Annotated in this window: 12 protein-coding genes, 1 tRNA gene and 5 pseudogenes; 7 read left to right on the forward strand and 11 right to left on the reverse strand. The window is 37.4% G+C overall.

What is annotated here, in order from left to right; translation table 11 throughout:
• The first annotated feature begins 31 nt into the window (after nucleotides 1-31).
• Nucleotides 32-1,048 (forward strand): tRNA (adenosine(37)-N6)-threonylcarbamoyltransferase complex transferase subunit TsaD, encoded by a 1,017-nt coding sequence (tsaD, locus tag HX13_RS19260; protein ID WP_050022404.1) that lies wholly within the window; start codon nucleotides 32-34, stop codon nucleotides 1,046-1,048.
• 178 nt (nucleotides 1,049-1,226) lie between these two features.
• A complete protein-coding gene (locus tag HX13_RS19265; RefSeq protein ID WP_050022405.1) occupies nucleotides 1,227-1,922 on the forward strand; it encodes an RsmE family RNA methyltransferase in 696 nt (231 codons plus the stop codon).
• Between the two features lie 67 nt (nucleotides 1,923-1,989).
• Here HX13_RS19265 and HX13_RS19270 read toward each other — a convergent pair whose 3' ends face one another.
• Complete coding sequence (locus HX13_RS19270) at nucleotides 1,990-2,670, reverse strand: TrmH family RNA methyltransferase (RefSeq protein ID WP_128572520.1); 681 nt, start codon at nucleotides 2,668-2,670, stop codon at nucleotides 1,990-1,992.
• Between the two features lie 159 nt (nucleotides 2,671-2,829).
• Between HX13_RS19270 and HX13_RS19275 the strand changes: the two genes are divergently transcribed.
• From HX13_RS19275 to HX13_RS19285, 3 genes are all read left to right on the forward strand, one after another.
• Nucleotides 2,830-3,846, forward strand: a complete 1,017-nt coding sequence (locus HX13_RS19275) for an asparaginase (protein ID WP_050022406.1) — start codon at nucleotides 2,830-2,832, stop codon at nucleotides 3,844-3,846.
• Between the two features lie 55 nt (nucleotides 3,847-3,901).
• Nucleotides 3,902-3,988, forward strand: a tRNA-Ser gene (locus tag HX13_RS19280).
• A gap of 861 nt (nucleotides 3,989-4,849) precedes the next feature.
• Nucleotides 4,850-5,602 carry a DUF2490 domain-containing protein gene (locus HX13_RS19285; RefSeq protein WP_157837475.1) on the forward strand — a complete coding sequence of 251 codons (753 nt, stop codon included), beginning with the start codon at nucleotides 4,850-4,852 and terminating at the stop codon, nucleotides 5,600-5,602.
• A gap of 130 nt (nucleotides 5,603-5,732) precedes the next feature.
• Here HX13_RS19285 and HX13_RS19290 read toward each other — a convergent pair whose 3' ends face one another.
• The 6 genes and pseudogenes from HX13_RS19290 to HX13_RS19315 form a co-directional block, all read right to left on the reverse strand.
• Complete coding sequence (locus HX13_RS19290) at nucleotides 5,733-6,428, reverse strand: hypothetical protein (RefSeq protein ID WP_050022408.1); 696 nt, start codon at nucleotides 6,426-6,428, stop codon at nucleotides 5,733-5,735.
• Between the two features lie 131 nt (nucleotides 6,429-6,559).
• Entirely contained in the window at nucleotides 6,560-8,092 is a 1,533-nt protein-coding gene (locus HX13_RS19295) for a M20/M25/M40 family metallo-hydrolase (protein WP_050022409.1), read from the reverse strand.
• A gap of 215 nt (nucleotides 8,093-8,307) precedes the next feature.
• Nucleotides 8,308-9,766 (reverse strand): annotated as a pseudogene (locus tag HX13_RS19300) (TolC family protein).
• Nucleotides 9,738-12,931 (reverse strand): annotated as a pseudogene (locus tag HX13_RS19305) (efflux RND transporter permease subunit). Before HX13_RS19305 ends, HX13_RS19300 begins: the two co-directional pseudogenes overlap by 29 nt.
• Nucleotides 12,932-12,952: 21 nt before the next feature.
• Nucleotides 12,953-14,035, reverse strand: coding sequence for an efflux RND transporter periplasmic adaptor subunit (locus HX13_RS19310; protein WP_050022410.1), 1,083 nt, complete (start codon nucleotides 14,033-14,035; stop codon nucleotides 12,953-12,955).
• 152 nt (nucleotides 14,036-14,187) lie between these two features.
• Nucleotides 14,188-14,574: a hypothetical protein gene (locus HX13_RS19315; protein WP_050022411.1), complete on the reverse strand. Its 387-nt coding sequence runs from the start codon at nucleotides 14,572-14,574 to the stop codon at nucleotides 14,188-14,190.
• 570 nt (nucleotides 14,575-15,144) lie between these two features.
• Between HX13_RS19315 and HX13_RS19320 the strand changes: the two genes are divergently transcribed.
• Together HX13_RS19320 and HX13_RS19325 are read left to right on the forward strand one after the other, a co-directional pair.
• Nucleotides 15,145-15,537, forward strand: a complete 393-nt coding sequence (locus tag HX13_RS19320) for a hypothetical protein (protein ID WP_050022412.1) — start codon at nucleotides 15,145-15,147, stop codon at nucleotides 15,535-15,537.
• 174 nt (nucleotides 15,538-15,711) lie between these two features.
• Complete coding sequence (locus HX13_RS19325) at nucleotides 15,712-15,999, forward strand: META domain-containing protein (protein WP_238555526.1); 288 nt, start codon at nucleotides 15,712-15,714, stop codon at nucleotides 15,997-15,999.
• A gap of 54 nt (nucleotides 16,000-16,053) precedes the next feature.
• Here HX13_RS19325 and HX13_RS19330 read toward each other — a convergent pair whose 3' ends face one another.
• From HX13_RS19330 to HX13_RS19345, 4 genes and pseudogenes are all read right to left on the reverse strand, one after another.
• Nucleotides 16,054-16,323 (reverse strand): SemiSWEET transporter, encoded by a 270-nt coding sequence (locus HX13_RS19330; protein WP_050022413.1) that lies wholly within the window; start codon nucleotides 16,321-16,323, stop codon nucleotides 16,054-16,056.
• A gap of 11 nt (nucleotides 16,324-16,334) precedes the next feature.
• Nucleotides 16,335-17,380: pseudogene (locus tag HX13_RS19335) on the reverse strand (NAD(P)/FAD-dependent oxidoreductase).
• Nucleotides 17,381-17,435: 55 nt separating this feature from the next.
• Nucleotides 17,436-18,375: pseudogene (gene gldN / locus HX13_RS19340) on the reverse strand (gliding motility protein GldN).
• A gap of 20 nt (nucleotides 18,376-18,395) precedes the next feature.
• Nucleotides 18,396-19,989 (reverse strand): annotated as a pseudogene (locus HX13_RS19345) (GldM family protein).
• Nucleotides 19,990-19,991 lie beyond the last annotated feature (2 nt).

Genomic DNA, 19,991 nt, shown 5'->3' on the forward strand with positions numbered 1-19,991 from the left:
CTCGTTATTATTCTCTAACTTTGCCATTATTATGAGCGACTCTATAATTTTAGGTATTGAATCGTCTTGCGACGACACCTCAGCAGCTATCATCAAGGGGAATTCTATTCTTTCGAACATTGCCGCAAACCAGGCCATCCATAAGGAATATGGCGGTGTAGTCCCTGAACTGGCTTCACGAGCCCATCAACAAAATATAATTCCCGTTGTTGAAAAATCTTTTACTAAAGCAAATATACAACAAAATGCAATCTCAGCTATAGGATTTACACGTGGACCCGGACTTTTGGGATCACTTCTCGTAGGAACATCATTTGCTAAGTCATTGGCAATGAGCCTTAATGTTCCTTTAATTGAAGTTAATCACCTTCAAGCCCATATTTTAGCCCATTTCATCGAAGATGCAAATCCTGTGCCGCCCAAGTTTCCTTTTTTATGCCTTACCGTAAGTGGAGGACATACCATGATTGTTCTTGTAAAAGATTATTTTGATATGGAAATTATCGGAAAAACAATCGACGATGCTGCCGGTGAAGCTTTTGATAAAATCGGGAAGATTTTTGACCTGGATTATCCTGCCGGTCCTATTATCGACAAACTTGCCAGAGAGGGAAATCCTGATGCTTTTACATTCAATAAACCGAAATTAGAAAACTACGATTATTCTTTCAGTGGCATCAAAACTTCAGTATTATATTTCATCCAGAAAGAAGTCAGAAAAAATCCTGATTTCATCAAAGAAAACCTGAACGACCTCTGTGCCTCTGTACAAAAATGCATCATAGAAATTTTAATGAAAAAGCTTGAAAAGGCTGCACAGGAACTCAGCATCAGAGAAGTAGCCATTGCCGGAGGAGTCTCCGCAAATTCTGCATTAAGGAAAGCAATGGAAGACAACAAAGAAAAAATGGGCTGGAACATCTATATCCCAAAATTTGAATATACAACAGATAATGCCGCTATGATTGCCATGGTAGCGCAACTGAAATTCGAGAGAGGAGAATTTACAGATCTGAGGACAACCGCGACAGCGAAATATGATTTATAAGGCAAAATTGCTAAAGGGCAAATAATGTCTTTCCCTAATTTTAGCTGTATTGAAGTTATCAATTTTTTTTTATTAGCATTTCAAATCAACTTAACGGTTTAAATAAACTTAAATATTAAAAGGCCTCATTACATCACTCCTATTTTACGATGTTGCCTTTTACCAGTTTGCCAATATTATGAAATTATTCTACGGAGAAATCAACGGAAATAAAGTGATCATCAACGATGAAGAGCAGCAGCACATCGTGAAAGTACTTCGCATGAAATCGGGAGAAGATATTCATGTGACGGATGGAAAAGGGAGACTTGCATCAGGAAGATTGATTATAGAAGGGAAAAAAGCCGGCATGGAGGTGGCGGAGGTTAAAGAAAACTTAGAGGAATTCAATCCAAAATTACATATTGCCATAGCCCCTACCAAAAATATAGACCGCATTGAGTTTTTTGTAGAAAAGGCAGTAGAGATGGGCATTTCTGAAATCAGCATTATCTCAACTGAAAAAACGGAACGCAAAAATCTGAATATTGACAAGATCAGAAAACAGGCTATTGCAGCTTCAAAACAAAGTCTGAGATTTCATTTTCCGGTCATCCATGACATAGTAAAGCTATCGGACTTCTTAAAGAATGCCAATCCCGAAAGTACTTTTGTAGCCCACTGTCATGAAAATTTAGAGAGAATGGAACTTAAGAACATTCCTGAAATGGAGCAAATTACTTTTTTAATTGGTCCTGAGGGAGATTTTTCCGAAAAGGAGATTTCTTTTCTCGCAGAAAATAAAATTCGGGCTGTATCTTTAGGAAATCAAAGGTTAAGAACAGAAACAGCCGGAGTTTTCGTAGCAGCGTGGAATTATTATAATATGGTCTGATCAGAATAGGAAGCAGAAAAATATCCAGCTGAAGAAAGGAGGCTGACAAAGCTTCCTTTCTTTTTATTTATTTCCAGTCGATACTGTTTTCTTTAAGATATTTGTCAAAAATCTGCTGTCCGCTTCTTATTGAATTCACTGCCCAAAGGATTTTCATCCTTACAAGCTTTTCTTCATTTAATTTATAATCAATATCGGATTTTATCAGCTTTTGCTTCAGTTCATACATACAGATTGAAGCGGCCACAGAAACATTAAAGCTTCGGGTAAAGCCATACATAGGAATTGCCAGCGTCTCATCTGCAAAGTCGAGGATCTCCTGTGAAACTCCTTCCATTTCGGTTCCAAAAACCAAAGCTATAGGCTCAGTAATTTCATAATCAGGCAGCATTTTAGCATTATTTTCGAGGGAAACAGCTACAATTTTATAGCCTCTGTCTTTAATCTTCTGAAAAGATTCCATACTACGGGGAAGCTTTTCAACTTCCACCCAGGTATCTGCACCTTTTGTTACGCGAAGGTTGGGTTCAAAACTATACTCTTCCTGTAAAGCCACCACTTTATGAAAACCACAAGCTTCCACAGAACGTACAATTGCTGCGGCATTCCGAAACTGATAAATATCCTCTACAACCGGAAGCACAAAATCAGAACTTTCCCGGGAAAAATGTTCGATTTTTGCCAGCCTTTCTTCTGTTAAAAATTGTTTTAAATATTCAAAAGTTTGTACTAAACCTTTCATCTTCATTGAGTTATTTTTTTCCATAGCCAGATCAACACTTATCATAGCACTTTATTTTTATAAAATTTTACTCTAAGCGTTTTATTCATTTTCAAATCTTTGCAAATTAACGTAATTTTGGGCTATGAATCCTATACGGGCTCTAATTCTAATCAAAAATAATACATGAAGCGAAAAGTCCTGCTCATCTATACCGGTGGAACCATCGGAATGGAAAAAGATTATGAAACCGGAAGTCTCCGCGCTTTCGATTTTGGTAATATATTCGAAAAGATGCCTGAAATGAAACTGATGGAATGTGAAGTTTTTGTGCATCCTTTTGCAAAACCACTGGACTCTTCCGATATGGGGCCTGAAGAATGGAAAATCATAGCCAATTATATCTACAAAAATTATAATGATTACGATGGCTTTCTGATCCTTCACGGAACAGATACCATGTCTTATACCGCATCTGCGCTGAGTTTCATGTTAAAAGGACTAAGGAAGCCTGTAATTATGACCGGTTCCCAGCTTCCGATCGGTGATCTGAGGACAGACGCTAAGGAAAACTTGTTGACGAGTCTTTATTATGCGAGTCTTTATGAAAATGATGAAGCCGTTATCCAGGAAGTTGCTATTTATTTTGAATACAAACTGCTGAGAGGAAACAGAACCTTGAAATATTCTGCAGAATATTTTGATGCATATGCCAGTCCGAACTATCCTATTCTCGGGCAATCCGGAGTCCATCTGAATATTATTAAAGATAATCTCTTCCGCTGCGATCCTACTATAGAATTTCATGTTGATGAACATATTTCCGAAGATATTTTATTCTGGAGAATTTTCCCGGGTATGCACCTGAGCCATTTCAGGGAAATCCCGAAAATGAAGGTCCTTATTTTGCAGGTTTTCGGCTCCGGAACCATTTTCAGTAGTGAAAGAACTCAGGAAACCCTTCAGGAAATCAGAAATAACGGAACTGAAATTGTAGTAGTAAGCCAGTGTATTTCAGGAGGAATATCGTTTGGAAAATATGAAAACAGCAATATTTTCTCCAGAATAGGAGCAATCAGCGGCAGGGATATGACTGCCGAAACAGCTATTACCAAAGCGATGCACTTAATAGACAACCCTAATTATCCGGGAAGCTTTGCTGAACACTTCACCAAAAGCCTCTGTGGAGAAATTACAGATTAAATTGCAATAATAATTTGCATATTAAAGAAAATATACTATTTTTGCAATCTCAAAAAGAAAGGTGTCCGAGTGGTTGAAGGAGCTACCCTGGAAAGGTAGTATACGGGTAACTGTATCGAGGGTTCGAATCCCTTCCTTTCTGCGAAGACCGAAAGCCAGAAGCTTTCAAAATGGTCTATAACACAAAAAACCTGTATTCATTAGGAATTACAGGTTTTTTTGTTTTTGGGGGATCATCAAAGTTTCCATTTGATAAGGTCATTAAAAAAAGGGATCAAACGCAAAAGTTGTGGTCTTATAACATTTAGATCTATTTAATTTTTAAAATTCACGTAAAGGTTTCTTTTTGATACTCTTTATTTTAAGTAAGCTAAGAAATGAATCGATTTTTAATCGCTTCTGATGAAGCGAACACTTTGCATGCGCTTAGTCAGCAGCTATAATGCCTTCTTTGCCTACTTGAAATAGAACATTATTTTTTTAAAACTTTGCATGAAAACGATCTCAATAATTTTGGCGCTCATCAATAATAAACAGAATTTTTTTATATCCAGACCCAATTTATTATGTCCCCAACTTTTGCTCCTGATCCGATATAAACATACTTTCAATCTATTCTTATTTCAAATCCTCGTTAATAAACGATCTAACTTATCAAATAGCGTTTAATTTCAGATCAAATACTTCATTTCTTTCTTACAATGTCAAAGAGAAAAATTGAGATTGAATAAACTCAAATCTTTTCTTAATAATTATTGTTATTCCCAAATCTTTCCTAAATCAAACCCTTATTTTGTCTTGTTTTTAAACAGTATTGAGGATTTTTGAATAAACATTCTATTCATAAAGCCTTATAATTTTGTTTTGACAAAATATATGTTCTGCGTATCACCGACACTTTATCTAACCTTATGATTTCGCAAACATTAACATTAATAATAAAGCAGTTTTCATGATGTCTGGTATTAAAAAAGTCCTTATCCTATTAAGTATAACAGGGTGTTTGAGGAGTCTTGTAAAAGCACAGATCAGCCCGCCTGGTCTGGGAGATGCCAGCACCGCATTCTGGTCGGCTTTTGGAGTGAAGCGCCAGCTGGATTCCCTGGGAAAAAAGCAAGCATTAAGCTATATTGCCATTGGCCGTAAAAGCAGCCCGGATAATGATAATTTATTTTCAAAACAGGCAATCTTTGTTCTCAACCACGAAGTTTACCATTCCTTCGCACCTCATCAGCAATACAGCTATGCAATCAGTTACCGGAGACAGCCACAATACGAAAGTTCAGCGCCCTACAATAAAGAAAGTACGGAACAGGAGTTCAGGGTTTATGGCAGGTATGCCTATACTTTTGATCTTGGAAGAAAATGGAAATTAAAAAATACGGTACGTCAGGAGTTCAGGAAGTTTTTTGATGCGGATTTCCACCAGGTTGAGGAAGATTTCCAATTCAGGACCCGCATTAAAAGTCAGATTACCTACAATGTATCGCCTGTTAATAATCAGAAGCTGGCATTAAGTGCTGAAGCATTATTTTCCATCAGCCACCTTAACGAACCTGATTCTCAATGGACTGCTTTCGGTTACCGTGAAATGCGTATTGCTGCTTATTATATGTTTACTATTCCCAATTCTCCTTTCACTGTAGATATAGGATATATGGATGATCTTATCCGGGATAGCAAAAGTATTCATAAGGGAGGAGTACACTATCTGGCGGCAGATTTGATCTGGAATATTCCTTACAAAAAACAATAGTTCTCAATTTTTAAACATTTTTTAAAAATCATTCAATAGAAAAATTCCGGCCATTACTGGCCGGAATTGGTTTAGAAAACCCAAGGTCTTCTTACAATATAGTTAAGTTATGAATGTTTGGTGTAAAATTTTAGTTACATAGCGTCAAAAACTGTCGGCTCATCTGCACTTTGAATTTAGCTTCAGCTTTTGACTGGCAATATATAGAGTGTTCAAATGCATGCATTGCTTTAAGTTTCTGGTCAATAAATTCAGCAATATCCGCAATAGAGAAAATAAAGTCCCTGTATATCGCCATATTCACGGTTTGCCCATAATAGGGTAAATAAGCTTTCAAGAAAGGGATTACCTTCTGATGGCGATTATAACTGATACAATATCCCACTCCATCCATCGATGTGACAATATCATAATTATTGATATAATCAAGGATATTTTTACTACCATCCAGAGCATTCTGATTTTTCGAGCAGTATTTATTGATTTTATCGAGGATATGCTGTGCATACTCCATCATTGAGATATTTTTAAATTCAAATACCTGGTTTAAGCCTTTTTGAGGCGCATCCCCTTTTTCGCAATGAGAACAGAAAGAGATTCCTATCTTATCATGATAAGGAAAAAAACAGTCTTTAATTTCGATAAAAGCATCTGCCTTCAACTTATCTTCTATAAAATTATAATAGAGATAAGGGCTGTATAAATCAGCAAGAGCTTTCAGATAATCTGTTTCGCTTGTATTATAATATTCTTCAAACCATTTTTCAAGATTGTCATAATAATGGTTTTCAAAGTCTTTAAAGTTTAAGTAAAATGGCAATTCCATAGCTCTGTAATTTTGATGAGACAAAGCTATTACCGTAATGCGACAAAACTTGACGTGTTATTTTTTTTTATGTATTAATGTAAAAAGTATCCATATTACGTCTTTCACCCATTTGCCCACAAAGCTGAAAGCTATTTATCATAGTTCTTCATGATATATTCAAAGTAGTGGATCATCTTCATATAGTTTTCTATACTAAGATATTCGTTTGTGCTATGGATACTTTGCTGTTCTGCGCTAGTAATTTTAATAGGCATAAACCTGTATACATTTTTACTTACAATCTCATATTTGCCGGCATCAGTACCTGCCATTGTAAGATAAGGAGTAACAATTGCCCCGGGATGAATTTCCTTAACGCCTGCTTCTATCATTTTAAAAGCTTTTGTATGGGTTGGGGAAATACCGGAAGCTTCTCTTGTATTATCGATTTCTTCCACCTCAACATCAAAACCTTTGGTAGCTCTGGCAATATGTTCCCTGACATCTTTTACCGTATTTCCGGGAAGCAATCGGAAATTCACTACAAATTCCACTTCAGGAGAAAGCACGTTTGTCCCATCACTTCCTTTCATCATCGTTAAAGCAGTAGTGGTGCGCACCAGAGCGTTGGTGGTATTATTTTTAGTTAGTTTTGATAGCAACAGTGGTCTTAAAAGCCATTGATTGGCAATTGCGAGCCTGCTCGTAAAAGGCATTGCACCACCAATATTATCGAAAAACTCTTTAATCAAAGGGGTTATCATAGGCTTCATCTGATCATCTTCAAGCCGCTTCATAATAACCGCTGCTTTCCCGATTGCACTTTCCATAGGAGGCATGGAAGAATGCCCGCCAAGACCTTTCACTTTTATTTTTGCTGAAAGAAAGCCTTTTTCAGCACAGCCTACTACAGCAACATCTGAATCTATTCCTGCTACATTGCCTTTTCGCATAATCAACCCTCCTTCATCATAAACAGCATCAAACTTCAATCCTTTCTTTTTAAAATAACTGGCAATCTGCATGGCTCCTTTTTGTCCTCCAACCTCTTCATCAAACCCAAATGCCAGATAAATATCACGTTGCTGAATTTGTTTGTTTCTGATCAGATTATTCATAGATTCCATCAAAGAGAAAAGCATTCCTTTCATATCAATTGCTCCCCTGCCATAAATCCTGCCATTCGCTACAGCCCCCGAAAACGGAGCATAATCCCAATCTTCTGCAACTTTTATAACAGGAGACAAAGGTGTATCATCCGGTTTAAAAATATTGTCTTCTTTATTTTTGATATCGGCATCACCCGGAGGAACCACATCCATGTGCGCAAGAAACAAGATGGGTTCAAGTGCGGGATTACTTCCTTTGAGCCTGAATACCAGGCCATATTGATTTACTTCTACATTTTCCGCATGCTGATATACCAATGGATAAGATATTTTTAAATATTCTTTAAACCGGGCAAAAGGTGCATAATCAAATTCTCCCAAACTTCCTGTAGAGACTGTAGGAATCTTTATTCCCCCCGAAAGCCGCAGTATTGCAGAATCATTTTTTACAGGCTTCCATCCTTCTCCTGCATCAGCCATATTCTTCTTAAAGGGATAAGTATAGGTTTTAATGAGCAATATTGCAGCAAGAATAACAATAATCCCCAAAATGACTAAGAGAATTTTTTTCATGATCGGCTAATTTTGTGATACTTTGATTCTATAAATATAGCAAAGTATTTAGTCTTTAACAATTTATTTTACGTACAATAAAGACGAAACTGTAATTCTGGTGAAAAAAGACACCGCTTTTATGAGACAGACATCATACTGCTCCAATAAAAAAGGGCCCACTCCTAAGAATGAACCCTCAAACATTAACTGTTTATTGATTGAATTATGATGTTTTATTTCCAGCCACCACCTAAGCTTTTGTAGATATCAACTACTGTGCTCAGCTGTTTCTGCTTAGCTTCTATCAGCTCCATTTTGGCATCCAGTGCATCTCTTTGGTTTAAAAGCACTTCAAGATAATCCGCCCTGGAGTTCCGGAACAATTGGTTGGCAATATCAATAGATTGATCCAGCGCTTTTGTTTCCTGAGATTTCAATTGATAATACTGATCTATATTTTTAATTTTCGACATCAGGTTAGCTACATCCAGATAAGCATTCAAAATAGTTTTATCATACTCATAGAGCGCCTGAATTTGCTTGGCATCAGCTGTTTGAAAGTTAGCTTTTATTGCACTTTTATTGATAAGTGGCCCTGCTAATTCCCCAACCATATTGTAAGCAATAGATTCGGGCATTTTAACGAGATATGAAGGCTTAAAAGCCTCCAACCCCAACGTTGCTGAAATTTCAAGGGAAGGATAAAACTCTTTTCTTGCAGCTTCCACATCCAGTTTTGAAGATTTCAGTTCCAGTTCTGCCCGTTTGATATCCGGCCGGTTAGCCAATAATTGTGATGGGATCCCTGTATATATTGTCTGAGGGATTGTTGACATAAAACTTTCCTTAGTTCTGGCAATCGGCTGCGGATATCTTCCCAGCAATGCATTGATTTCATTCTCTTTTTCTACAATTTCCTGGCGGATCGTATATTCCGAAGCCTTTGACTTGGCCAGCTCGGCTTCAAATTTTTTTCACAGCCAGTTCTGTTGCAGCTGCAGCTTCCTTCTGGATTTTTGATATTTCCAGGGCTCTTTGCTGGAGCCTGATGTATTGTTGTATAATATCAAGCTGATTATCCAGCGCCAACAGTTCGTAGTAATGATCAGCAACTTCTTCGATAAGGTTAGACAATACAAAATTTTTCCCTTCTACTGTTGAAAGGTAATGGGCTACTGCGGATTCTTTTTCTGTCCTTAGCTTTTTCCAGATATCAATTTCCCAGCTGGTATTTAAGCCTGCTTCAAAATTTCCCAGTGGATCCGGAATCTTTTTCCCCGGCTCCATTTCCGTACTGGCATCCCCTGCTCCTTCACTGGTATAGCGTCCTGCTTTCTTTAGCCCGGCTCCGATTCCCGCAGAAACACTGGGGCTCAGTTTTCCTTTTTTGGCTAAAACGCCACTTTTTGCAATTTCTATTTCCTGAAGAGTAATCAAAAGCTCCTGGTTGTTTTTCAGGGCAATTTCAATAAGGCTTACAAGATTAGGATCGGTAAAAAACTGTCTCCAGGGAGTAGTCCCACTGTTGTTATTCTCATCAGCCTGCTCTTCCTGATTGAAATTCTGAGGTATATTTTCTTTTACCTCGTCTTTTATGACGGTCGCCATCGGCGCCTTACAACTTGCTAAAACAAGTGATAAGGCAATGGCGGTTATTATATTTCTAGTCTTCGAATTTTCCATCGTGTTCATAAGGTTCTGTTTGTTCTGTTAAAGGATTCTCTTCTTCATATCTTGCCAATCTGGACTTATCGGCAATCGTTCCGAAGATGTAGTACAATCCGGGGATAATCATCAACCCGAAAATGGTTCCTATCAGCATCCCTCCTGCCGCCGCAGTACCAATTGTCCTGTTACCGACAGCTCCCGGGCCTGTTGCAATAACCAGCGGAATCAATCCGGCAATAAAAGCAAATGAGGTCATCAGAATCGGACGGAAACGGATGGCAGCTCCTTCAATAGCCGCTTTTGCTACCGGTATTCCTTCTTCAGCTTTTTTCTGAACAGCAAACTCTACAATCAATACGGCATTTTTACCTAAGAGACCGATCAGCATCACCATTGCTACCTGTGCATAGATGTTATTCTCCAATCCTAAAAGTTTTAAACATAAAAATGCCCCGAAAATCCCCACCGGAAGAGATAAAATAACCGGCAACGGAAGAATAAAGCTCTCATATTGGGCAGAAAGGATCAGATAGACAAAACCCAGACACACCAGGAAGATAAAAACCGCTTCATTTCCACGGCTTACTTCATCTTTGGAAATCCCGGCCCAGTCGATACCAAAACCTCTCGGAAGTGTTTTATCTGCAACTTCCTGGATAGCCTTGATAGCCTGACCGCTACTGTATCCCGGTGCCGGAGTTCCGCTCACCTCTGCAGAGTTATACATATTGTGTCTGGTAATTTCCGATAATCCGTATACCTTTTCCAATCTCATAAAATCTGAATACGGAACCATCTGGTCTTTATCATTTTTCACATATAATTTCAACAGGTCAGATGGTAAGGCGCGGTATTGAGGGCCTGCCTGAACAATCACTTTATAGGGTCTGTCGAAACGGATAAAACTCGTTTCATAATTGGAACCAATGAGGGTAGACAGGTTATCCATTGCCTTTTCAATTGTTACTCCTTTCTGCTCTGCAAGATCGTTATCTATTTTAAGCATATATTGTGGGAAACTTGCAGAATAAAACGTAAATGCCGATCCCAGTTCCGGACGTTTTTTTTCAACTCCTTCACAAAGTCGTTGCTTACCTGCTCCATTTTATGGTAATCCCCGCTTCCGGCTTTATCCAGCAGGCGAAGCTCAAAACCTCCGGCAGCACCATATCCCGGTACGGAAGGAGGCTGGAAGAATTCAATATTTGCTCCCGGAATATTTTTAGCCTTTTCTTCCAGTTTTTCAATAATTTCCGCAGCAGATTCCTTGCGGTCTTCCCAGCTCTTAAGGTTGATCAGACAGGTTCCGGAGTTGGATCCGGTACCTTCGGTCAGAATCTCGTATCCTGCCAGTGAAGAAACAGACTGTACACCGTCAATATCTTCAGACTCTCTTAAAAGTTCCCTGGCGATCTGGTTTGTTCTTTCCAATGTAGATCCCGGTGGTGTCTGGATAATTGCATAAATCATTCCCTGGTCTTCAGCCGGAATAAATCCTGAAGGCAGGGAATTACTCAGAAAGAATGTGCAGGCACAAAATGCCAGCAATAACGGTAATGTTATTGTTTTTTTCGTCACTGTTTTATTCAGCAATTTTTCGTATCTGCCAGCTCCTTTTGTAAACAGGTTATTGAATTTATCAAGGAAGAGGGTAACCGGAGTTTTCTTTTTAGGTTTACCATGATTGTTTTTCAAGATCAAGGCACATAATGCCGGTGTCAATGTAAGTGCCACTACTCCTGATAAAATAATGGATGAAGCCATTGTAATAGAGAACTGACGGTAAAACACACCAACAGGACCAGACATAAATGCAATCGGAATAAACACGGATGCCATGACCAGCGTAATAGCGATAATAGCCCCGCTGATCTCATGCATTGCTTCTTCCGTTGCTTTCAATGGTGAAAGATGCTTTTCTTCCATTTTGGCATGAACGGCTTCAATGACTACAATCGCATCATCTACCACAACCCCGATCGCCATTACCAAAGCAAAGAGGGAAATCATATTCAGGGTAATTCCAAAGGCTGACATTACAGCAAATGTACCCACTAGTGAAACCGGAACCGCCAAGGCAGGAATTAAAGTGGAACGCCAGTCTCCCAGGAACAGGAACACCACTATTGCAACTAAAACGAAGGCCTCAAACAAAGTATGTATTACTTTTTCCATGGAAGCATCCAGGAATCTTGAAACGTCATAGCTGATATCGTAATGCATTCCTTTCGGGAAATTATTTTTTTCAAGATCCTTCATCAATGCTTTCACATTTTTGATAACATCACTTGCATTAGATCCGTATGACTGTTTTACTGTTATCGCAGCGGAAGGCTTTCCGTTCAATGTGGAATAAATATCATACATGGAACTTCCGAATTCTATATCAGCCACATCTTTCAGCCTCACAGATTCTCCATCCGGCTTTGCCTTCAGGATAATATTTCCGTAATCTTTTTCATTATTGAAACGTCCCGGATATTTTAATACATATTCGAAAGACTGTGAACGTTTTCCGGAACTCTCACCTGTTTTACCTGGAGATGCTTCCAAACTCTGCTCATTCAGGGATTCCATGACTTCATCAGCTGAAATATTATAAGCCGTAAGTCTATCCGGCTTAAGCCAGATCCGCATGGCATATTCCCGCGTACCCAGGATATCGGCAAAGCCTACACCACTCACCCTTCGCAATTCGGACATCACATTAATATCCGCGTAGTTGAAAAGGAACTTCTGATCGGCTTTAGGATCATCACTGTACAGGTTAATGTACATCAACATATTGGGTTCTTCACGGGTAATCTTTACCCCTTCACGTACTACCAGGGGAGGTAGTTTATTCACGACTGAAGATACCCGGTTCTGCACATTTACTGCAGCTACATTGGGGTCGGTTCCCAAGTCAAATACAATCTGAATAGACGCTTCACCATCATTTCCGGCATCTGAAGTCATATATTTCATACCCGGCACCCCGTTCAGCCCCCTCTCCAATGGAATAACAACGGATTTAATCAAAAGCTCATTGTTTGCCCCGGGATATTCTGCCGTAATATTTACTTTAGGCGGAGAAATGGACGGGAATTGAGTCACCGGTAATTTAACTAGCGACAAAACTCCTAAAAATACAATAATCAATGAGATTACAATAGACAGAACAGGTCTGCGAATGAATTTCTTAAACATACTGTTTCATTTTTGAGTATACTACTCTGCTTTTAATTTCAATGATTGAAGAACCTTTTCAGGATCCTGAAATTTTGTTTTTATTTTTTGATCGTCTTTTACTTTCTGAACTCCTTCCAAAAGAATCCGGTCTCCTTTCGAAAGTCCTGACCCAACCACATACAGGTCGGGAAGCTCATAAGCAATTTTAATATTTCTGGATTTTGCTGTTCCGTTTTTGTCTATAACAAATACATATTTCTGATCCTGGATTTCGTACGTAGCTTTTTGCGGAATAATGAGGGCATTATGAACCGGCATTGCCATTTGTACTTTTCCTGTTTCCCCATTTCTAAGAAGTTTATCGGGATTAGGAAATTTGGCTCTGAAAGCAATATTCCCGGTTTCATTATCAAATTCACCTTCAATGGTTTGAATGATTCCTTTTTGAGAATAGGTTTCCCCATTGGCCGTAATCAGTGACACCTCATTACTTCCTCTGTCTGCAGCATGGGTCTGGTAGCTCAGATATTCCGGTTCCGAGACATTGAAATAAGTGTAAATACTGGTATTGTCAGAAAGAGAAGTAAGCAGATCTCCCTCATCTACCAGGCTTCCCAGTTTCAAAGGAATTCTATTGATAATTCCTGAAAACGGAGCTTTGATATCTGTAAACGAAAGGTGAATCTGAGCCAGTTTCATTTCTGCATTCGCGGCGTCTAATTTGGCTTTCGCCATTGCCTTTTCATTTTTAGACACGATATTATTACCGGCCAGTGTACTTGCATTTTTCAGTTCGATGGAAGCCTGTTCTACTTCAGCTTTTGCTTTTAATAGCTCTGCCTGGTACAGCTTGGGCATAATCCGGAATAAGGTTTGTCCTGCAGTCACATATTGTCCTTCATCTACAAAGATTTTTTCCAGGAATCCTTTTTCCTGGGCACGGACTTCAATATTCTTCACCGACTGGATTTGGGCCACGAATTCTTTATGAATTACTGTGTCCATTATTACAGGTGATGTTACGGGATAAACCGAGGCTTCTTCTTTCTCCTCTTTTTTCTTGTTACATCCAACAGCCAATAACAGGATGCTTAATGCAATGCTTGAGACAACTCTTTTCATCATAATTCTAGAGTTTAATATAAATCGTTAATGTTTGAATAGATATACATGGTAATAGAGAGAGTATGGTGAAGAGATGATTACCGGCATCTGCAGCACACAAGCATATTCCACCTGAAAACACAGGCAGAAATCATCGGAAAGTTGAAATTTTAAATTCTAATGGAACGGATCAGTAAAAATTTTTTGGTAGCGAGACCAAAAACAAAACCGTGGATATCAGGTTTGAATTGTTTATAGCTCTTTAACCCAAAAACATATACCAGACTAAAAACGCTGGCAAAAACTGCGATAGCCTGAAATACGTCAGACAGCTGAAAGTCGTTTTCGGTAAGTTCTAAAGAGGTAGTATCAATATTGTCTGCCATTTGCTGAACCGATAATTTCTCATAGGTTTGGTTCAAACGATTGGCTTTTTTAGGCATATGATGAGAAACATGCCCGGAATAATCATTCCGAAGTGTTTTAACATTAAGCCTGCTTTCTACTATAAAAAGCAGAAATAGACCGGTTAAAAAATATACTACAAAGTTTCTCATTTTGAAGTGGCAAATGTACACTTAGATTATGTTATTATCATAATAGATTAACAAAATTTAACGCTCCTTTAAAAAAGCTGAATAAGAAACTGAAAACCTGCCCTACTCTTCCAGAAAATTTTATATACTTTTTAAAATCTTTTAATAAGATTACAATAGTCTATAATCTAAGCATCATTTATAGATTTTGTTTTAATAGCAGATTGTTTTGCAGAAAAATATAAACAAAACCAAATGAATATTATCATGATTTCAAATTATTAGCATTTCCCTATTGACTTTATCTGTTTTTTAAATTAATTTTGCCAAAAATTTAAAACAACAAATGAAAATGAAAAAAAAGACTGCTTTATTTTTTGAGAAAAGCAAACACCATATGTTGCTTTCTTATTAAATATCTTAAGATTTTTTATCATTTCGTTTCATGAAAAGGTTTTGATGAGTCTATAAGACACTACTAAAACAACATTATTATTTTAAATAAATTTAACATATATTTATTAAAAATATTCGTATTTTTATATACTATTAACACCATATTCATGAAACACTTTAAAATCACTTATTATTATGAAAAAATTATTAACAGCCATCCTTATAGGATGGGTTGCCCTCTCAACAACAGCATGTAAGCATCCTGGAAAAGAAGCTGAGACAATCACTTCTATAGCTCCCGAAAACACTGATAATATTACTAAAAATGTATATACAGACAGCTACGGGGAAAAAATAGAAGTCACCATCAATGCTACAAAAAATACAGCTACCATACACCTGGACGGAAAAACTTATGATCTTAAAAAGAGTGATGCCCTTCCAGAATATACGGCTTCCAATGAAGAATACCAGTATTCTGATATTAAAGGAAATATTACTTTTTTAAAGAAGAATGTAGACATGGTTCTTTTTCACCTTAAAAAAGACAAAAAAGAAACAGGTCCTGCAAAAATGGCATCGTATTAGCATAGTGAATAATATTCATTTAAAGTTAAACTATGAAAAATTTATTTTATTATTTATCCGCACTTCTATTGATGGTATCTATAACCGCTTGTAAAAACGACCACAGCACAAACAACTACAGATATTACAGGAAAAACCTGGAAGCTTACCGAGCTAAACGGAAAACCTATTCAATTGAAAAATCCTAAAAACAATCCTTACTTTAAACTTGACATGAATGGTATGAGATATGAAGGACATGCAGGATGTAATGGATTAGGAGGCACATTTGAGATCAAACCTGATGTGATGAGAATCAAGTTCAACCAGGGAATGTCTACTATGATGGCTTGTGAAGATCTTGATATCGAAAACCAGTTTACAAAAGCAATTCTTGCCGCAGACAATTATTCTGTAAACGGAAATACACTTACTTTAAACAAAGCAAGAATGGCACCTTTGGCTAAATTTGTACTTCAGTAATTTTATATCCTGCAGTTAAAATATAAAGACGCCCTATCTGATAAGGCGTCTTTTTTAATGTTTTTCTTCTTTCTTATTGTACATAATATAGCAGACCAGAAGACTTAAGTTCACCAAAACTGCAAATGAATTAGACAGGATAATAGGAAGCTCGTCTTTTACAAAACCATACCATACCCAGAGTGAAAGCCCTGAAATAAGCACCAAAAGCATAAGTAAAGAAATATCTTCTACATTTTTTTCCTTTATTACTTTTACAAGTTGTGGAATCATAGAAACGGATGTAAGAACACCTGCAATGATACCTAATACATTTTCATTCATATAATAATGCTTTAGGGCTTGTTACTGAACCTGTTTAATGAAACTTCTGTATGCAATGGGATTTCTTCTTCAATAAAACGATATAAATCCCTTGAAAAATAGCACCCATTCAGAATACCCCGGGCTCCCAATCCATTAAAGACATATAAATTACCGAATGCGTTGTGCCTGCCTATAATCGGCCTTCTGTCCTTTACAGTGGGACGGAAACCAAAGTGTACTTCAGCAATCTCAAAATCATACGGATAAAACTCAGACAAACCATTGATCAGTTGATCCACTGCTGACTGATCGATATGATGGTGAAGCTGATCCCTGTCATAAGTTCCTCCATAAAAATACAGCCCGTTTCCTGTTGGAAATAAAAAATGTTTCTTTTTAATCGTCCTGTTTTCCGGAATAGGCTCAGAAAGTTTAACTTTAATGTGATGTCCTTTATTAGGATTCACTTCAATATGGGAAAAATAAGGATTATCTTTCACTCCCATTCCTTCACAAAAGATTACATTTTTAAAATGGATATCTTTATATGTGGACCCGGAAGGATCCAACTGTCTATAATCGAATTTTTCTTTTATTAAATGATCATTTTTTTCAAAATAACTGAGTAAACCCATGAAAAATCCATTAACATCAAGCCTGGCAGACTGATTTACCTTTCCCGTAAGAAAATCATTTTTTACCACATCTATATGAATGAAATTTTTGTCAAGAAAACCCGACAATTCTGTATTTCCGGATTTTTTTAAGCCAGAGTTGTTGTTCATTCTCATCATGGAAAATTCTATGAATCGGAGCATTGATCAGGAAATCTTTATCTGTATATAATTTTATCTCATCCAGAGTCTCCTTAAGAAAATCAATTTGTTCCTGCGCCTTCCAGAATGTTGTAAATTTCTTTAAAACAATCGGGTTAATAATTCCGGCTGATACCTGAGAAGCACTCTTCTTTCCTTCAGAGTACATAACAAAAGACTTATTGTTCTTAATCAACTGATGAGCAAAAAAAAAGTCCTGCGTACCCATCTCCCACAATGATATAATCTACATTTCTCATAAATAAAAAAACCTGAGTAAAAATACTCAGGTTTTGTATAAATATCAAATGAAATTTAGTAATTCCACATATCATTTTCCATTTCAAGGATCTGCTTCTTGATTCTTTCACTTTCTTCCAGCTGATCGTCAGCATCTTTAGGGATATAATCCTTAATTATACCGTCTCCTAAACCGCTTGAAGATTTATAGATTATAGAAGAAAATCTTCTGGCATTAATAATATCATCGAAAGATAAATCAGCTGAAGAATTTTTTTCTGTTGAAAACATAATTGTTTGCCAAAATATCCCTTGCATTCGGATAGAAAATCCAGAATAAATCGATAAGTTCATCATTTCCTGCAATAGGTTTTCCATCAGGACCAATAACTCCCTGCACAGCAGGATCCGGGCCCATGGCTGCAATACCAAGAGGTCTGTATTTCATCTGTCCGTCTCTCTTATCAATGAACCACATACCCATTATTTTAAGAACTTTTACTTTATCTGTGGTTGTCTTAAATACATCGGTATATTCTTTTTTCTCCTGCTCCGTCAATTGTCTTCCGGAGTTCAGGATATCGATAGCAGCGTCATTAATTCTAACATTCTCCAATCTTTTTTGGATCCCTTCAGGTGAAAGTTTTACGGTGAAGTTTTCATCATCATAAACTTGTTCAATCTTACCACTCAACGCAGCATCCAGCAACAGCTGATATAGTGATCTTGTAGGGGTGGAAAGAAGGCCATCCGGATTGTCATAATAAAAAGGCTGGTTGATTTTATCGTTCATATCGATAATCTCCCAAACAAACATACTCTTAAGGATGTCTTTATCTTCTACGAACCCATATTCAAGAGGCTTTACTGTTTTATCTATAATAGTATCACCAACTTTTTGTTTATTCTCCTCTCTCATCTTTCTGAACTCTTCCGGAGAAGAAGCATTCAGAATAGTCTGGGAAAATGCAAATCCCGAAACTAATACTAAAAGGGTGCTAATATATTTTTTCATAATTAATTACAATTTTAGTCCTATTGAACATTAATTAATATAGGAGTAATGTTTTTAAGTGTTTGACCTTCCAAACCTTGAGCTGTTGCTTTAATATCAAAAATTGATACTACATCTCCACTTCTTAAATTCTTGATTAATCCTGCGGCATCATTCAATGAGTTACCATGAATTAACAATGCTGCTCTGCCAGGAACTCTTACCATAAATTGAGTTACAGTAAATGAAACCGGGAAGTCAAAGTCCGGAATAGCTGCCTGTACAGTCTGATTCGGTATAGAAGTAGCCGGCATAGACAATGTATTCTGGCCTCTCATTTGTCCCTGAGGTGGTGGTACATTTTTAATTCTGTACTCAAATACCTGAGAAACTGTTTTTCCGTAAGGATCTGTTCCAGATAAGGTCAATTTAACGGTTGTACCTGTTGTAGGTTTTACCACCCATTTACCTGGTCCTGTATTTCTTACAGAAGCACCCGGAGCAGATAATGAAAGTTTAGAGTTATCAGCACCTAAGATTGAACCGGATACAGGGTTCTCCAAACCTCTATACATTACATTCATCTTATCTGCAGATAATAGTAATCCTTTTTCAAGTTTTACTTCTCTCGGTCCTGCAATTACGTTATAGGTATGTGTCCAAGGGAAAGATTGTGGTTTACCTGAAGCGTCTGTCAAAGTAATGGTTCCTCCAAGCTTATGTTCACCGATTCCGGCACCCGAGATTGGAATAATTCCTTTACCATTTTCTACTCTGCTTACTCCGGAAATATTGATCTTATTGCTGTTAGAATAAGTTCCCAACATTACTTTCACTTCTGCCTGTTTACCTGCCTGAATATCCACCGGACCTGAAACGATTGGCTCGTAGCTTGTAAACTTGATACTTGCATCTACTTTTTCCTGTAGTAATAACGCTAATGCATCAGATTGAACGTTTCTGGCATCATTCTGGATAATCTCCAGGTTAGAAATAGCAGCAATCAGTGGCTGATGATAGAATTTATTCTGGAACCACGTCTTATCGTTAGGAGATTTTCCTTTAGGATATTCTGCAATAAGAGATTTGTTTGCTCTTTCAACCAGGTCTCTAAGCTGAGGGTTGTTACCAAAAGTTGCATTGATATAATTTCTTACATCATCAATTTTAGCTTTCAGATCCAATGCATTCTTTGAAGGTGAATTTTCATCTCCTTCTGTAAAGAAATACTCAGTAGTTGCTTCGTTATTGTTTAATGCAGCAAAATTTTCACTTACATCAATATCTTTTCCTGTTTTAGGATCTTTATCATGAAATTCAGATTGTTTTTTTAACAAAACTTTAACATCCTGAGCAGATTTCACCAACACGTCGATTTTAGCTTTCAATACCTTATACTGTGCCCAGGGTTGTGCATATGTATCTGGTACCTGTTGCGCCTTAGCTTCAAGTGTTTTTTCAAAGATCTTTTCGTTCTTTTTTTTCTGTTAAAGTTCTTGTTTCATTCAATGCTCTGGTAGAGTCATAGTATGACCTGATGATTTCTGCATCAATATTGAGGGCCATCATCGCGATGAACACCAGATACATCAGGTTGATCATCTTCTGACGAGGGGTCTGTTTTCCTTGTGCCATTC

Origin of the sequence: Chryseobacterium sp. P1-3 (genome assembly GCF_000738495.1) — a bacterium.
Lineage (GTDB): Bacteria > Bacteroidota > Bacteroidia > Flavobacteriales > Weeksellaceae > Chryseobacterium > Chryseobacterium gallinarum.